Raw genomic sequence first — 16,341 nt, forward strand, 5'->3', positions numbered from 1 at the left:
GCCTCTACCAAGAAGAAGGGGCTGATCAATGACCGGGCTGTTGCGCGCACTTCCATGGCTGTTATCGGGCTTGTTTTCGTTGCCTGCGATGGCCGCCGAAGGGCCGATGGTCGAGGTCGTGCCGGTACGGCAGATGGAGGTGCGCGACGAGCTGATCACTTTCGGCTCGCTACGCTCCGACGAGTCGGTGATGATTCGACCGGAAGTGGAAGGGCGTCTGGCCACCCTGCATTTTCGTGAAGGGCAGGCGGTGACCGCCGGCGACCTGCTGATCAGCCTCGATGATGCCATCACCCGCGCCGAATTCGCCCAGGCCCGGGCCAATCTCGATCTCGCCGAAAAGAACCACCAGCGGGCGCAGATGCTGTTCCAGCGTGGCGCCAGCAATGCCCAGGCGTTGGACGAGGCACAGAGCCAGCTGCAGGCCGCACGTGCCAGCCAGGCTCTGGCTCAGGCGCGGCTCGACAAGACTCAGATCAAGGCGCCGTACGATGGCGTGCTCGGCCTGCGCCAGGCCAGTGTCGGCGACTATCTCAGTGCCGGGCAGAACATCGTCAACCTGGAGGTGCTCGACCCGCTCAAGGTCGACTTCCGCATTCCGCAGAAGGCCGTGGCCCAGGTGCGTCTTGGCCAGATTGTGGAAATCACCCTCGATACCTATCCCGGCGAGCGCTTTCGCGGCGAGATCTTCGCGATCAACCCGCGGCTCGATGAAGCCGGGCGCAGCCAGGCGATCCGCGCGCATATCGGCAACGCTGATCGTCGCCTGCGGCCCGGCCAGTTCGTCCGTGTTTCGGTGATTCTTGAGGAGCGCCCGAACGCACTGGTGATTCCCGAGGAAGCGGTGATGCCGCAGGGCGACAAGCTGCTGGTCAACCTGCTGGTGGACGGCAAGGTGGAGCGCCGCGAGATCACGCTGGGCAAGCGTTTCGACGGGCTGGTCGAGGTGCGCGAAGGCCTGCAGGGCGACGAGACCATCATCAGCGCCGGCTGGCAGCGTGTGCGCGAGGGGCTTGCCGTGCGCAGCAAGAGCGGGGAGCGCCAGCCGTGACGCTTTCCGACGTCTGCATTCGCAGGCCGGTATTCGCCACCGTCCTGTCACTGATCGTGGTGCTGCTGGGCCTGATGGCCTATGACCGCCTCAACGTGCGCGAATACCCCAATATCGATGTGCCCATCGTCACCGTGCAGGTCACCTATCCCGGCGCCAGCCCGGAGATCATGGAGTCGCAGGTGGCGCAGCCGGTGGAGGACGTGCTGTCCGGCATCGAGGGACTGGATTTCGTCACCTCCATCAGCCGTGCGGAAAATACCCAGATCACCGCGCAGTTCCGCCTCGGGCGCAGTGCCGATGAGGCGGCCAACGATGTCCGCGACCGTCTCGGGCGCGTGCGCAGTCTGCTGCCGGACGAGGTCGACGAGCCCATCGTGCAGAAGGTCGAGGCCGATGCCCAGCCGGTGGTATGGGTCGCCTTTCATAGCCAGCAGCACAGCGCCATGGAGATCACCGATCTGCTGGAGCGGGTGGTCAAGGACCGGCTGCAGACCATTCCTGGGGTGTCCGAAGTGCAGGTGCGCGGCGCCCGTACCTTCTCCATGCGCATCTGGCTCGACCCGGAAAAACTCGCAGCACACAACCTCACCGTACAGGACGTGGAGGACGCGCTGCGCCGGCAGAACGTGGAGATTCCGGCCGGGCGCATCGAGTCGCGCGAGCGTGAGTTCAGCGTGCTGTCGGAAACCGATCTGCGCACACCGGAGCAATTCAACGAACTGATTCTCGATGATTCGCAGGGTTATCTGCTGCGCCTTTCCGACGTTGGCCGCGCCGAGGTGGGGCCACGCGACGAGCGCTCCGTGGTGCGCTTCAACGGTTTGCCGGCGGTGACCCTCGGCCTGGTCAAACAGGCCACGGCCAACCCGCTGGACATCTCCGATGGCCTCACGGCGGCCTGGGAGGATGTCAGGGCGCTGTTACCCGACGGCATGAACATGACCGTGGCCAGCGACAACTCGCAGTTCATCCGCGAGTCCATCGACAACGTCTTCGCGACCATCTGGGAAGCCGTGGCGCTGGTCATCCTGATCATCTTCATCTTTCTGCGCTCGCTGCGCGCGACGCTGATCCCGCTGGTGACCATTCCGGTGTCGCTGATCGGTGCCTTCGCCCTGATGTCGCTGATGGGCTTCACCATCAACACCCTGACGCTGCTGGCCATGGTCCTGGCCATCGGCCTGGTGGTGGACGACGCCATCGTCATGCTGGAAAACATCCACCGCCATATCGAGGACGGAATGAAGCCGGTACAGGCAGCGTTCAAGGGCAGCCGCGAGATCGCCTTCGCGGTGATTGCCATGACCCTGACCCTGGCTGCCGTTTTCGCCCCCATCGGCTTCATGCAGGGCACCACCGGAAAACTGTTCACCGAATTCGCCTGGACCCTGGCCGGTTCGGTGCTGGTGTCCGGTTTCGTCGCCCTGACGCTGACGCCGATGATGTGCGCGGTGCTGCTCAAGCCGCACCAGCACGAGCAGCGGCACGGCCGCGTTTACAACCTGATCGAGGGTTTCCTCAACGGTCTGACCTACAGCTACAAGCACAGCCTGGAGCGCGCCTTGCGGGCCTGGCCTGTGGTGCTGGGCGTGCTGCTGGCAGCCTTGGTGCTTTGCGCCTGGCTGTTCGGCAGCCTGCGTTCGGAGCTGGCGCCCACCGAGGACACCGGCACCATCGTCGGTGTGTTCAATGGTCCGGATGGCGCCACCATCGGCTACACCGCGCGCTATGCCCGCGAGGTGGAGGCAGCCTATGCGAGCATTCCGGAGGTCAATCGCTATCTGGTGGTCGCCGGTTTCCCGACCGTGGCCCAGGGCATTTCCTTCTTGAAGCTGGAGGACTGGAGCGACCGCACACGCAGCCAGTTCGAGATCCGCAATGAACTGCTGCCGAAACTGCAGGATATCGCCGGCATGCGCGTGACCCCGGTCAATCGCCCGCCACTGGGGCAGAGCGCGCGCAACCAGCCGATCAACTTCGTCATCCGCTCGTCGATGGAATATGCCGAGTTGCAGGGCTATGTCGATCAGTTGATGGAGCGCATGCGCGACTATCCGGGTGTGGAAGGGCTGGACAGCGACCTCAAGCTCAACTCGCCGCAGCTCAAGATCACCGTCAATCGCGAGCAGGCCGTGGCGGTCGGCACCGACGTGTCGGTGATCGGCCGCAGCCTGGAAAGCCTGTTCGGCAGTCGTCAGGTGACGCGTTTCAAGCAGAATGGCGAGCAGTACGACGTGCTGGTGCAGTTGCAGAACATCGACCGCAGCAATCCGCGGGACCTCGATCGCGTCTATGTGCGTGACCGCGACGGTGACATGGTGCAGCTGTCCAACCTGATCGAGGTACGTGAGACGGTCGCTCCGCGCGAGCTCAACCACTTCAACCAGTTGCGCGCGGTGACCATCAGCGCCAATGTCGGCACCGGCTTCACCCTGGGCGAGGCCCTGAACCACCTGGAGGCGGTCGCGCGCGAAGTATTCCCGCCGGAGACCCAGTACGACTACACCGGCACCTCGCGCGACTTCAAGGAGTCCAGCTCCGGCATCCTGCTGATCTTCGCCCTGGCCCTGGCCTTCATCTTTCTGGTGCTGGCCGCGCAGTTCGAAAGTTTCAGCGATCCGCTGATCATCCTGTTCAGCGTGCCGCTGTCGATGGCCGGCGCCTTGCTGGCGCTGAAGCTGTTCGGCGGTACCTGGAACATCTACTCGCAGATTGGTTTGGTCACGCTGATTGGCCTGATCACCAAGCACGGCATCCTCATCGTCGAGTTCGCCAATCATCTGCTACGTGAGGGCCGGGCCCTGCGTGAGTCGGTGATCGAGGCATCGGTGCAGCGTCTGCGCCCGATCCTGATGACCACGGGCGCCATGGTTCTGGGCTCGCTGCCCCTGGCCATCGCCACTGGTGCCGGCGCCGAAAGCCGTCAGCAGATCGGCCTGGTGATCGTTGGTGGCTTGCTGGTCGGCACCTTCTTCACTCTCTACGTGATTCCGACGCTGTACCTGCTGCTGCGCCGCTGGGCGCCGCTGCGCAGCATCGAGGAAGAGCCGGTGGTAGCCTGAATGCGGAAGGAAGGGGCCTTGGCAGCGCGCTCTTGAGAGCGTTGCGGCCGAAGTGCCTGCCATGACATATCGGTCGGCGGAACGTGCGGCGCGGCGGTCAACCGGCTAAACTCGCGCGGTTTTTCGCCACCCTGGTTTACGCGCCATGCAGCACCCCGCCGAACACTCTCCGCTGGGCAAGTCCAGCCAGTACATCGCCGAATACAGCCCGGAGCTGCTGTTCCCCATCTCGCGCACCACCAAATGGGCCGAACTGGGCCTCGACGGCGCCAACCTGCCGTATCGGGGTGTGGATTACTGGAACTGTTACGAGCTGTCCTGGCTGACGCCGTCCGGCAAGCCGGTAGTCGCCATCGGTGAGTTCGCCATCCCTGCCGACTCGCCGAACATCATCGAGTCGAAGTCCTTCAAGCTGTATCTCAATTCATTGAATCAGACCGCCTTTGCCGGTTGGGATGAAGTGCAGGCGACCCTGGCGCGTGATCTGTCGGCCGTGGCCGGCAAGCCGGTGGCGGTTCGCCTGCGCTCTCTGGATGACGTGTCGCAGGAAGGTGTGGCGGCGCTGCCAGGGCAGTGCATCGATGAGCTGGACATCAGTGTCAGCCAGTATGACCATCCGCAGCCGGAACTGCTGCGCTGCGACGCCAGCCAGGTGGTCGAGGAAAGCCTGCACAGCCATCTGCTCAAGTCCAACTGCCCGGTCACCGGCCAACCGGACTGGGGCAGCCTGGTGGTCGAATACCGTGGTGCGGCGCTGGATCATGCCAGTCTGCTGGCTTACCTGGTGAGCTTCCGTCAGCACGCCGACTTTCATGAGCAGTGCGTCGAACGTATCTTTCTCGATCTGCAACGGCTGCTGCAGCCGCAGTCGCTGACTGTCTATGCGCGCTATGTGCGCCGTGGCGGGCTAGACATCAACCCCTACCGCAGCACCGAGGCGATCACCCCGGCGAACGGACGTCTGGCGCGTCAGTAATGCAAAAAAATGCCGCCATTTGGCGGCATTTCTCCTGATGCTTCGGTTTCGCCAGGTCAGATGCCCATATTGGCCAGGCTCTGCATGATGTTGCGCAGGGTGCCGGCCAGTGTCGGGTGGCTGGCCTCGAAGCGCTCCACCGCCAGATTGACGCCATCGACCAGCGTGGCGTCGGGCGCAGCCGCGGCTTCACGCGCCAGTTGCACTTCGATTTGCTGAGTCAGCAGGTACAGCGATGTACGTTCTTCCTCGCTGAGCGGCGTGCCTTGGGCCAGATGCTGCTGGAGGGCTTCCAGTTGCTGCTGCAGATCGCTTGCTGGCATAGAGTTCTCCTTGTCGAATCGGCATAGGCATTGACTCCCGGCGCCGCCGGAAGTTTTCGGCCCGTACCTGAAGGTTAATCCAAGCAGGCCGGCTTTGCCTGATCCCGGTCAAGCACTCGGTGCTTTCGCTGCATGCATGTGGCGCATGTCGTTAGCGCCGTAGCCGGCGCGGATTCCCCTCGGGTGACAGCGCCGCAGATAGGGGGGGGGAAGGGGCATGCGTGCAATGGCTCGGGCGAATTCTGCAGCAACGGATGAGCGAAACGTGGCTGTCAGTTAAACGCCGAACAGAGCACGTACATGGTCGGGCAGGTTCACCGACTTGCCGCTGGAGTGATCGATCCAGACGAGCTTGCAGTAACCCTCACCGTAGAACGTCAGCGGATCCTCGACCGTGCTCAGCCTATGCCTGACCACCAGGCTGCTGCGACCTACTGCGCCGGCCCTCAGTTCGACCACCACGGTGGCCGGGTAGACCACAGGCTTGAGGTAGGTGTGCTGGGTCTGCAGCACGACAGGGCCGAACGGCACGTTGCTCATCGCCACGCCGGCCTGTTCGAACCAGGCCACGCGGGCCTCTTCCAGGTACTGCATGTAGATGATGTTGTTGACGTGCCCGTAGCTGTCCATATCGCCCCAGCGTACGGGAATGTGTGCGGTATAAAGCAGGGTTTCATCGGTCATCGCTTTTCTTCGCTATGCTGCCCAATATGGCCTTCAGGCTTTATACTACGCGGCCTTCGGGGCCGCTGGCGGGTGGCCACCTTATTTCCCTCAAGGAGAGATTTCAATGCATGTGATCGGTGCTCGCTGGTTCGCGCGCCTGGGCGGCCTGATGGCCCTCGTTGGCTTGAGCCTTTTGTCTGCCATGACTCAGGCCGCTTCGGAAGACGACCCGTGGGAAGGCTTCAACCGTGCCATGTTCCGCTTCAACGACACTCTCGATACCTATGCGCTGAAGCCTGTGGCGCAGGGGTACCGGGCCGTTACGCCGCAGTTCCTCGAAGACGGCGTGCATAACGTATTCGGCAATATCGGCGATGTCGGCAACCTGGCCAACAACCTGCTGCAGGGCAAGCTGCATGATGCCGGGGTCGATACCGGTCGCCTGATCTTCAACACCACCTTCGGTCTTCTCGGTTTCTTCGACGTGGCCAAACACATGGGCCTGCAGAAGAACAATGAGGACTTCGGTCAGACCCTTGGTGCCTGGGGAGTGGAGAGCGGTCCGTACCTAGTCATCCCGTTCCTTGGCCCGAGCACCGTGCGTGATGCTGCCGGGCGTGTACCGGATAGCCTCCTGACGCCCTATCCCCATATCGATCATGTCCCGACCCGCAACGTCACCCGCGGTGTCGAGGTCGTCGATACTCGCGCCAACCTGCTGCAGGCTGAGCGCCTGATCAGCGGCGACAAGTACATCTTCATCCGCAACGCCTACCTGCAGAACCGCGAGTTCAACGTCAAGGATGGGCAGGTCGAAGACGACTTCTGAACAGGTCGCGATCTGTCGCGCGCAAGCGCGATCAGAGGCAGTTCTGCAACAACGAAAAAGGCGGCCACAGGGCCGCCTTTTTCGTAAGTACGGATTTCAGCTCATGGAGGTGATCGCCAGCCCCAGCGACTGCCGGCCATCGCCCAGATCGGTTACCCGAACCACCTCGGCCTGAGCGTCGAGACCCGCCAGCTCGCTGTGTTCGGACGGGATGTGAACCTTGACCTTGTCACCGGTGCTCAGGGCGACGTTGGCCTCGATCTGCATGCCGGTACTGGAAAGATCCAGGCACAGTGCGGGGATTTCCTGGCCAGCGTGATGGAGGACGACCGCGGCGTCCAGTCGCATACGGATGTAGTCACGTTTCTCGCTGTACGCTCGGTCATTCTGACTCATGAACCCGGTCCTCTTCTTATGAGCTCTTCCGCGGCTCTTATAACTCCCGCCGATTTGACCTGTAAAGCTGCCTAGCGACAACTGGTCCCGGCTTGAATCGGCCAGCAGATGGGAGTACCGTCTGCCCCTTGAAATCGCCCTAGCGCCAACGATGCGGCGGCGCGCCAAGGGCAGTGACCACAATTGCCCTGGCGCAGTTTGCCTGGATACCCCATGCACAAAACCAGTGCCACCCTGCTGATCATCGATGACGACGATGTCGTACGTGCAAGCCTCGCGGCCTACCTCGAGGACAGCGGCTTCAAGGTGTTGCAGGCCAACAACGGTTTGCAGGGGCTGGAAGTGTTCCAGCAGGAAAGCCCCGACCTGATGATCTGCGATCTGCGCATGCCGCAGGTCGATGGTCTGGAGCTGATCCGACGAATCAACGCTCTTGGCGTCGAAGTCCCGGTGATCGTGGTTTCCGGCGCCGGGGTGATGAACGATGCCGTCGAAGCCCTGCGTCTCGGCGCTGCCGATTACCTGATCAAACCTCTGGAAGACCTCGCGGTGCTGGAGCATTCGGTACGCCGCGCGCTGGACCGTTCGCGCCTGCGGGTCGAGAACCAGCGCTATCGCGAGAAGCTGGAAGCGACCAACCGCGAGCTGCAGGCCAGCCTGCACCTGTTGCAGGAAGACCAGAACGCCGGGCGCCAGGTGCAGATGAACATGCTGCCGGGCACCCCCTGGCAGGCTGACGGCCTGACCTTCGCTCACCAGATCATTCCGTCGCTGTACCTGTCCGGCGACTTCGTCGACTACTTCCGTATCGATGAGCGACGCATTGCCTTCTATCTGGCCGACGTTTCCGGCCATGGCGCTTCCTCGGCATTCGTCACCGTGCTGCTCAAGTTCATGACCACGCGCCTGCTCTATGAATGGCGACGTGGCGGCACGCTGCCCGAATTCAAGCCATCCGATGTGCTCGGTCACATCAACCGCGGCCTCATCAACTGCAAGCTGGGCAAGCACGTGACCATGCTTGGCGGGGTGATCGACGAGGAGAGCGACATGCTCACCTACAGCATCGGTGGGCATCTGCCGCTTCCGGTGTTGTTTGAAAATGGCCAGGCGCGATACCTCGAGGGCCGCGGCCTGCCAGTCGGCCTGTTCGACGAGGCCGAGTACAGCGATCTGGAAATGAAGCTGCCGGAGTCGTTCAGTCTGACCCTGCTCTCGGACGGCATTCTCGATCTGTTGCCGGGTGACACGCTGAAGGAGAAGGAATTGGCGTTGCCACAACTGGTTAGCCAGGCTGGCGGTACGCTGAACGGTTTGCGTCAAGTTCTCGGTCTGGCCAATCTGGGCGAGATGCCGGATGATATCGCCTTGCTGGTGTTGAGCAGGAACCTTGCATGAACCCTGGGATTAGCCCCGGTCGCATCCAATTTGCCGAGCAGGATGGAACATTCGTCCTGAAGTTCGTCGGTGAAGTCCGTCTGACCCTGTGCTCAGCACTGGATGCCACGATTGAAAAGATTTTCACCGCGTTGAATTTTTCGGCCATCGTCATCGACTTGACCGAAACTCGCAGCATCGACAGTACTACCCTCGGTTTGCTGGCGAAATTGTCCATTCTGTCGCGGCAGAAGGTTGGTCTGCTACCGACCGTTGTCACCACTCACGACGACATCACACGTCTGCTGGAGTCCATGGGCTTCGATCAGGTGTTCAATATCGTCGATCGGCCGATTCCGTGCCCGGAATGCCTGGATGATCTGCCGTCGCAGGATCAGTCCGAAGAAGTGGTCAAGGCCAAGGTGCTGGAAGCGCACCGCATTCTGATGGGGCTCAATGACTCCAACCGCGAGGCGTTTCACGACCTGGTCAGCGCACTCGAGAGGCACTGAGTTCTCGATCAGGCTTTGTGAAAGTGAAAAGGGGCGTCAGCTTGGCTGACGCCCCTTTTTCGTTCAGACCTTGGCCGTCAGCAGGGCTTCGAGCTTTTCCTGGTCGCGGGCGAACAGGCGGATGCCCTCGGCGAGTTTCTCGGTAGCCATGGCGTCCTCGTTCAGAGCCCAGCGGAAGGAGCCTTCGTTGAGGCTCTGGCGGGCCTCTCTGGCGGCGCCCGGCTGCAGCTGTCGGTTCAGCTGGCCATCGTCTTCGGCCAGCTTCTGCAGCAGCTCGGGGCTGATGGTCAGGCGGTCGCAGCCGGCCAGTGCTTCGATCTGGCCGAGGTTGCGGAAGCTCGCGCCCATCACCACGGTGTCGTAGCCGTTGGCCTTGTAGTAGTCATAGATGCGCGTGACCGACTGCACGCCCGGGTCTTCGCTGCCGGTGAAGTCGCGGCCCTCGGCCTTCTTGTACCAGTCGTAGATGCGTCCCACGAACGGCGAGATGAGAAATACCCCGGCATCGGCGCAGGCCTGGGCCTGGGCGAAGGCGAACAGCAGGGTCAGGTTGGTCTGCACACCGGCCTTTTCCAGTTGCTCTGCGGCGCGGATGCCTTCCCAGGTCGAGGCGATCTTGATCAGCACGCGGTCGCGGCCGATGCCGGCCTTCTCATACAGGCCGATCAGGCGTTCGGCGCGACGCAGTGTGGCATCGGTGTCGAACGACAGCCGCGCATCGACCTCGGTGGAGATGCGCCCCGGAATGACCTTGAGAATTTCCTGGCCAACGGCCACGCCAAAATGATCGCAGGCCAAGCCCAGATCACCCTGGCCGGCACTCACGGCCTGCTTCAGCAGGTCGGCGTAACGGGGCAGGGCAGCGGCCTTGAGCAGCAGCGAGGGATTGGTGGTGGCATCCACCGGTTGCAGGCGGGCGATGGCATCGAGGTCACCGGTATCGGCGACCACGGTGGTGAACTGCTTGAGTTGTTCCAGCTTGGAGGTCATGACGAGGCCTTGTCGTTGCAGATGGCATGACCTTACCCGAGGCGCTGGAGGCGCTCAACGGTCGGGTCACTGACAGAATTACCTTCTCGGGGCTACGGCTCTGGCCGGTCCGCTCGCGGTACGTGAGGACGCGCCACAGTCGGTGGAGCCCGACTGTAGACGAGTTGCCCGGAAGCTCGAGCATGTCGACCCGAACCCTGGCTTCTCGTTCAGTCCGCAGCAGCGGGTACGCATTGGTGCTGCGGGCCACTATCGCCCGAGTGCGGCGAATCAATGCCCGCGCAGCAGTTCGGCCGCCTGGTCGAGCAGACCCAGCGGGTCCTGCACCTTGTGAATGTCCACCGACAGCAGCTGGCGGAAGCGCCGCGCCCCGGGGAAACCCTGGCCCAGCCCCAGTACATGTCGGCTGATGTGATGCAAGGTGCCGCCCTCGCGCAGGTGCTGCTCGACGTAGGGTTTCAGGGCGAGCAGGGCATCCATGCGACTGATGCCAGGGTCCCTGCTGCCGAACAGGCGGCTGTCCACCTGCGCCAGCAGATAGGGATTGTGATAGGCCTCGCGGCCGAGCATCACGCCGTCGAAGGTCTGCAGGTGCTGCTCGCATTCCTCGAGGATCTTGATGCCACCGTTGAGGATGATCTCCAGGTCCGGGAAATCCTGTTTGAGCTGGGCGGCCACGTCGTAGCGCAGTGGTGGTACCTCGCGGTTCTCCTTCGGCGACAGGCCTTCGAGGATGGCGATGCGGGCGTGCACGGTGAAACTGCGACAGCCGGCTTCACGCACCTGGCCAACGAAATCGCACAGTTCGGCATAGCTGTCACGGCCGTTGATGCCGATGCGGTGCTTGACCGTCACCGGGATGCTCACGGCATCCTGCATGGCCTTCACGCAGTCGGCCACCAGCGCCGGATGGCCCATCAGGCAGGCGCCGATCATGTTGTTCTGCACGCGGTCGCTGGGGCAGCCGACGTTGAGGTTCACCTCGTCATAGCCGTGTTCTTCGGCCATCTTCGCGCAGGTCGCCAGGTCCTGCGGGTTACTGCCGCCCAGTTGCAGCGCGATCGGGTGCTCGCATTCGCTGTAACGCAGGAAGCGCTCGCGGTCACCATGGATCAGCGCGCCGGTGGTGACCATCTCGGTGTAGAGCAGGGCATGGCGCGACAGCTGACGGAGAAAGTACCGGCAGTGGCGATCCGTCCAGTCCATCATCGGGGCAACGGAAAAGCGGCGGGACAGGGCGGGGCGCGTGGTGGCTGGGTTTGAGCTAGATTCTGTGGGCATTTTCAATGTCTGGTTTACTGCGTGTTTCTGACCGTTTTCGCCTGTTTTTAATGGGCCGCTGGCCATGTACCAGCCACGTTTGCCCAAGTATCAAACGATATGGCCACGATCAGGAGGCGAAAGGGCGGAAGCTACGGATATACGGCGCAGATCCGCATCATGCGCGATGGCCTGCAAGTTTATCAGGAAAGCCAGACCTACGACCGGCAGCAGAGCGCGCGGCCTGGGTGGCGGCAGAAAGGGCATCACGCTGTTCTTCATGCTGAGCTTTGAGCCCAGTACCTGCTCGGCGGTGGCGAGGCCATGACCTTCAGCTATTCAATCCATTACATCCAGAATCGGAAGCCTCACTGAGTAGCAACGGGATTGGCGGGGGCGGCATTCGAGCGTCAGAATGCGGGTTGAAACGTGCTCGGGCAGTGCGCTGAAACCGGCTGAAAGCGCGGCCGCAGGGTGCTTGCCCACGGTCATTGACTGAGCATCTGTCTCCACGTCTGCGGGCTCACGCCGAGCTCGCGGCGGAAGGTACGGCAGAAGTGGGACTGATCACAGAAACCATGGGCCAGAGCAATGTGGGTCAACGGCTCATTGGTGGCGAGCATCATTTTGCGCGCTGCCTCGATGCGCAAGCGTGCAACGTACAGCCGTGGCGGGATGCCAAAGGTCTGTTTGAACAGGTACGAAAAATGACTGGTACTGAGATTCAGCAGAGCTGCCAGGTTGCAGGTGCGGATCGGTTCATCGACATGCTGGTTGATATATTCGGTCAGGCGGCGCGTCTGCCAGGCGGTAAACACGCCGTGCTTGCCGTGGTTGCCCTGCTCGCAGAGCTGCTCCTGGCGTAGCAACTTAACCGCCAGCTCAAGATGACGATACGCCGTGTGCGTATCGTCGCGCAGAGCTGCCCGGGCTTTCTCCAGCAGGTTTTCTGCCTGCTGGACAAGTGTCGGGTTCAGGCCGGCCTCTTGCAGCAATGTCTGCGGGCCGTCATAAGCCTCTGAAGCTGATCCCATCGAAGGCCTCTAATCCGGGGTCCTTAATGGGTCTAAGCATGAATAGCTTTGCCGTTCGCGCACAGCTCAGAAGGAGGGGCGCGGCGGCAACACTAAAGTGGGGTTCCCACTTCAATGATGCCGCGTTGCAAGCCTATGGCGACGGCATGCGTTCGATTTCTGGCGCTCAATTTTTCCATGATCAGACGCACGTGGCCTTTGACGGTATCTTCAGTGATACCCAGGCGACAGGCGATATCGCGATTCGAAAGACCAAGCGCAGTGGCTTGCAGTACCTCCAATTCCCGGGGGCTGAGGCTCTCCTCGCCAACGTGTTGCGCCAGCTCACAGGCGATCTCGGGCGGAATGTGCCGTCTGCCTGCCGCCAGCTGGCGGACAGTTTCAACCAGCTCCTTGCGCAGACAGCTTTTCAGCAGGTATGCCTGTGCACCCGCGCGGATGGCATGCAGGGCGCGTACGTCGCCACGGTAAGTCGTGAGAATGGCGATGCGGGCATTCGGGAACTCGCTGCAGATGGCCGCAATGCTTTCGATACCGTTCATCTTGGGCATCTGCAGGTCGATGAGCGCCACATCGGGACGCAGGCGGCGAAAGTATTCCAGTGCCTCGTGTCCGTCGCTGGCTTCTCCGACCAGTTCGATGTCGGCATGACCGGCGAGAACGGCGGCAATGCCTTCTCTGAGCAAGGGGTGGTCATCCGCAACCAGAACGCGGATGGTGGGAGTGTTGGTTGTCATCGCGGCGGACTCCTAAACAATAGCTTCCAATGCCGCCAGCTTCGCGCGGTGGGTCGTGTGTATGCCAGTTGCCCGGCAAGGGTCAGGCTTACATGGCTGCCTTGCCCGGAGATTGTGTCAATTCTCAAGGTGCCGCCTACCTTCAGGGCGCGTTCATGCATGCCTTTGATGCCCCAATGATCGATCGGGGCTCGCCCGTGTATGTAGCCAGGTGGAATACCGCGCCCGTCGTCGCTGATGCGCAACGTGAATTCACGCGGATCGTAGTTGAGTTGTACGTCAATGTTGCTGGCCTGCGCATGGCGGAAGGCATTGTTTACCGCTTCTCGGGCGACCTGGATTATCTCGTCGTATACCACCGGATGGAGAGGGCGCGGAGTGCCTTCGACCGCTACCCGGTAGCTGGCGTCGCCCTGTTCCTGGAGGTGCGCAAAACTGCAGAGCAGCCTCGGTAGGTCGTCCGGGATGTTCGGGGTATGACGCAAACTGCGTACCCGTTCGCGGCCTTCCAGGATCGATTGCTCCGCGCGATCCAGGGCCTGCTCCAGTTTATTTCGCATAGGGTCGTCTGTTGGCGTGCTGTCGGCGGCGGCCTGCACATGCAGCATCAGCCCCTGCACACCTTGCAGCAGAGTGTCGTGCAGCTCGCGGGCGATGCGCTCGCGCTCCTCGTGGCGCTCCTCCAGGCGGGTACGCAGGCGCTCGGCCACTCGCTGCACATGCTGGCGGTACGACAGATGCAGTGCGAGAAGTGCTGCCAGCGCCAAGGCGAGGAGGAACAGAGGGTGGCGATAGAAGACCTGGGCGATGGTGAAGGTCAGCTCGGCGTCTTCTTCGCTCTGCATGCCGTTCTGATTGAGCGCTCGTACGCGGAAACGGTACGTGCCGGCGGGCAGGCCGGTGTAGATCGCCTCACGTTGCCGTCCGGCGTGGTGCCAGTCGTTATCGAAACCATCGAGGCGGTAGAGATAGTGCAGGCCGTCCGGTGCCGCCAGGCAAAGCGCCCGGTAGTCGATCACCACGCGCTGGATATCGGCCGGTAACGCCGGCGTGCCGTGCAGGGGGATGTTCGCGCCATCAGCCACCATCGACTGGATCAGCATGCGTGGCACTGCACTGTCCTGTTGCTGGCGCTTGGGGTCCAGGCCCACTACACCGTCACGGGTGATGAACCACAGGGTGCCATCGGTGGTGCTTACGCCGGTGGGGACCGCGAGTACCTGCTGGGGATCGTTGTCCAGCCCGCCACGCAGATCGTAGGTGCGGTAGCGGATGTGGTAACCAGAGTCGGCTTGCGCCCGTCGTATTTCCTCGGCGGGCAACTGGAATATGCCGCCTTTGCCGTGCAGCCAGAGGTCTTCACCGTGCTCACTGGAAACCGGAATGATCGCGTAGAGGTTATCGAACAGCCCGTTGCCAGGTAGGGGCAGGGTCGTGAACCGGTTGCCATCGAAATGCGCCAGGCCGCGCTGGCCGCCGAACCAGCTATGGCCCTGCAGATGAGCCATTGCCGTCACATGCCCGATGTCCAGGCCTTCGGCGCTGCTCCAGTGGCGCTCGCCCTGGGCGTCGTAGCTGACGACGAGATTGTTGCGGTAACCGAACCAGCGTCTTCCGTCCGGCGCCAGGGCTGAGGCCACCGGCATCAGCTGCGCGGGATCGTCGCTGGGGGCGGGCAATCGGTGCCATTGATCCTGCAGCAGGACGTAGAGACCCTGGCGGTTCAGCGACAGCCAGGGTGTGCCTTGCTCGTCGATCAGCAGCGAGCGCACCGATGAATCCAGTTCCCGGTTCACCGGCAGGCTGGAAACCTTCTGCAACTGATTGCCCACGCTGCGCCAGATCCCTTCGGGACCGGCCAGCCACACCGATCCCTGCGGATCTTTGCTGACGGTGTTGATGTGGGTTTTCAGCGGCAGGTAATGCAGGCCTTCGTTGTCCAGGCGCATGACCGGAAAATTCGCGCTCCCGGCCCAGAGATTACCCAGACTGTCGACTCCCAACGCCAGATTGTGGGCGGTGGTTGGGAAGCCCGCGGGAAGCAGTGGCCGCTCGCGCAGCCGATCCAGACCATTTTGCGTGCCGACCCAGACACTGTCCTCGCGACCTTCGAACAGGGGCCAGGCGAAGTCGGAGCTAAGGCCGTTGCGGGTGGAAAAGCGCTCGACGAAATAAAAGCCTTTGCCATCATGGCGGTCGGGGTTGGCGACATGCAGCACGCCGGCCCCGGCTGTACTCAGCCACAGACTGCCGTCGCGCGCGAACAGCATCGCGTTGATGGTCGCGCCGGTGGCTATTGTGGTCATGGGCTGTTCGCGTTCATCCGGCTCGATGCGCAGCAGGGACTCACTGCCGCGCTCTATCAGCCACAGGGCGCCGTCGGGCGCCTGAGTGATCTGCCGGGTACGGTTGCTGCGATGGCCGCTGTCATACAGCGTCTGTGCGCCCGGTTCCAGATAGTAGAGGCGCTGTTCGTCCGCGACCCAGAGTCGGGCATCGCGGTCGACGAAAAGACTGTAGGCGTTCTGCCCCAGAAAACCGTCGCTATTGCCCAGTGCCGTCCAGCGTTCGCCATCGAAGCTGAACAGGCCGTCATTGGCAGCGGCCCAGATGCGCCCATCCGGCGTTTCCGCCAGCGCATAGATCACGCCGTGATTCAGATCGAATAAGGTGATTTGGTTATCGTCCGGTCTGATCAGGCCAACCCCGCCATTGCGCAGGCCTACCCACAATCCAGTATCGCTGGCCAGCAGGCTGGAGACGATGCCGAGGTCATGACCGCTCAGCGAGCGATAGCTGGTGAAGTTGATGCCGTCGAAGCGATAGAGCGAGTCGTGAGTGCCCAGCCACAGATAACTGCCCTGAGTCTCGACCATGGCGCCGATCTGGCTGGGGTTGTCATCGCTATGTGACCAGCGGCGGTGTTCCAGACGCTGTTCCAGGTTGATTCTGTCGGCCTGGGCCAACGCGCTGCACAGCATCAGGCAGACCACGCTCAGCCAACCGAGGAGCGTGCGCCATGAATGCCGCTTCGAAGGTCGATGGCAAAGGGGCTGCGTCGGCAACCAGGCGTTGACGACCATCTCTCTGGTTTCGTTAACCGCAGCGCAACTGCGCGCTGTCGG

Annotated in this window: 14 protein-coding genes and 1 pseudogene; 7 read left to right on the forward strand and 8 right to left on the reverse strand. The window is 62.4% G+C overall.

Translation table 11 applies throughout. The features are described 5' to 3' along the window. Positions 1-28: 28 nt before the first annotated feature. From OEG79_RS08550 to queF, 3 genes are all read left to right on the forward strand, one after another. Positions 29-1,051 carry an efflux RND transporter periplasmic adaptor subunit gene (locus OEG79_RS08550; RefSeq protein WP_318840858.1) on the forward strand — a complete coding sequence of 341 codons (1,023 nt, stop codon included), beginning with the start codon at positions 29-31 and terminating at the stop codon, positions 1,049-1,051. Then, positions 1,048-4,116 carry an efflux RND transporter permease subunit gene (locus OEG79_RS08555; protein ID WP_264148337.1) on the forward strand — a complete coding sequence of 1,023 codons (3,069 nt, stop codon included), beginning with the start codon at positions 1,048-1,050 and terminating at the stop codon, positions 4,114-4,116. Before OEG79_RS08550 ends, OEG79_RS08555 begins: the two co-directional genes overlap by 4 nt. 145 nt (positions 4,117-4,261) lie before the next feature. Next, positions 4,262-5,092 (forward strand): NADPH-dependent 7-cyano-7-deazaguanine reductase QueF, encoded by an 831-nt coding sequence (gene queF / locus OEG79_RS08560; RefSeq protein ID WP_264148338.1) that lies wholly within the window; start codon positions 4,262-4,264, stop codon positions 5,090-5,092. A 56-nt stretch (positions 5,093-5,148) separates the two neighbouring features. On the opposite strand, the gene OEG79_RS08565 is transcribed toward queF, so the two are convergent. Both OEG79_RS08565 and OEG79_RS08570 read right to left on the reverse strand, forming a co-directional pair. Then, positions 5,149-5,415, reverse strand: a complete 267-nt coding sequence (locus tag OEG79_RS08565; RefSeq protein WP_264148339.1) for a DUF4404 family protein — start codon at positions 5,413-5,415, stop codon at positions 5,149-5,151. Between the two features lie 276 nt (positions 5,416-5,691). After that, positions 5,692-6,099 carry an acyl-CoA thioesterase gene (locus tag OEG79_RS08570; RefSeq protein ID WP_264148340.1) on the reverse strand — a complete coding sequence of 136 codons (408 nt, stop codon included), beginning with the start codon at positions 6,097-6,099 and terminating at the stop codon, positions 5,692-5,694. A gap of 106 nt (positions 6,100-6,205) precedes the next feature. Here OEG79_RS08570 and OEG79_RS08575 point away from each other — a divergent pair, with 106 nt between their 5' ends. Continuing rightward, positions 6,206-6,910: a VacJ family lipoprotein gene (locus OEG79_RS08575; protein ID WP_264148341.1), complete on the forward strand. Its 705-nt coding sequence runs from the start codon at positions 6,206-6,208 to the stop codon at positions 6,908-6,910. A 96-nt stretch (positions 6,911-7,006) separates the two neighbouring features. On the opposite strand, the gene OEG79_RS08580 is transcribed toward OEG79_RS08575, so the two are convergent. Then, a complete protein-coding gene (locus OEG79_RS08580) occupies positions 7,007-7,306 on the reverse strand; it encodes a PilZ domain-containing protein (protein WP_264148342.1) in 300 nt (99 codons plus the stop codon). 213 nt (positions 7,307-7,519) lie between these two features. Between OEG79_RS08580 and rssB the strand changes: the two genes are divergently transcribed. Both rssB and rssC read left to right on the forward strand, forming a co-directional pair. Continuing rightward, positions 7,520-8,704 carry a two-component system response regulator RssB gene (rssB, locus tag OEG79_RS08585; RefSeq protein ID WP_264148343.1) on the forward strand — a complete coding sequence of 395 codons (1,185 nt, stop codon included), beginning with the start codon at positions 7,520-7,522 and terminating at the stop codon, positions 8,702-8,704. Between the two features lie 8 nt (positions 8,705-8,712). Beyond that, positions 8,713-9,195 (forward strand): anti-sigma factor antagonist RssC, encoded by a 483-nt coding sequence (gene rssC / locus OEG79_RS08590; protein ID WP_024308595.1) that lies wholly within the window; start codon positions 8,713-8,715, stop codon positions 9,193-9,195. A 63-nt stretch (positions 9,196-9,258) separates the two neighbouring features. Here the strand turns inward: rssC and tal are convergent, their stop codons facing one another. Both tal and dusA read right to left on the reverse strand, forming a co-directional pair. Further along, positions 9,259-10,185: a transaldolase gene (gene tal, locus OEG79_RS08595; protein WP_264148344.1), complete on the reverse strand. Its 927-nt coding sequence runs from the start codon at positions 10,183-10,185 to the stop codon at positions 9,259-9,261. 270 nt (positions 10,186-10,455) lie between these two features. Next, positions 10,456-11,466, reverse strand: coding sequence for a tRNA dihydrouridine(20/20a) synthase DusA (dusA, locus tag OEG79_RS08600; protein WP_264148345.1), 1,011 nt, complete (start codon positions 11,464-11,466; stop codon positions 10,456-10,458). Positions 11,467-11,565: 99 nt separating this feature from the next. Between dusA and OEG79_RS08605 the strand changes: the two are divergent. Next, positions 11,566-11,706, forward strand: a pseudogene (locus OEG79_RS08605) (site-specific integrase); the annotation flags it as partial. A 227-nt stretch (positions 11,707-11,933) separates the two neighbouring features. Here the strand turns inward: OEG79_RS08605 and OEG79_RS08610 are convergent. The 3 genes from OEG79_RS08610 to OEG79_RS08620 form a co-directional block, all read right to left on the reverse strand. Continuing rightward, positions 11,934-12,440: a helix-turn-helix domain-containing protein gene (locus tag OEG79_RS08610; protein ID WP_264148346.1), complete on the reverse strand. Its 507-nt coding sequence runs from the start codon at positions 12,438-12,440 to the stop codon at positions 11,934-11,936. Positions 12,441-12,571: 131 nt separating this feature from the next. Then, entirely contained in the window at positions 12,572-13,216 is a 645-nt protein-coding gene (locus OEG79_RS08615; protein ID WP_264148347.1) for a response regulator, read from the reverse strand. After that, positions 13,213-16,209: a sensor histidine kinase gene (locus tag OEG79_RS08620; protein WP_264148348.1), complete on the reverse strand. Its 2,997-nt coding sequence runs from the start codon at positions 16,207-16,209 to the stop codon at positions 13,213-13,215. The genes OEG79_RS08615 and OEG79_RS08620 overlap by 4 nt, the downstream gene beginning before the upstream one ends. Between the last annotated feature and the right edge of the window lie 132 nt (positions 16,210-16,341).

The sequence above is a fragment of the Pseudomonas sp. Z8(2022) genome (assembly GCF_025837155.1).
GTDB lineage: Bacteria > Pseudomonadota > Gammaproteobacteria > Pseudomonadales > Pseudomonadaceae > Aquipseudomonas.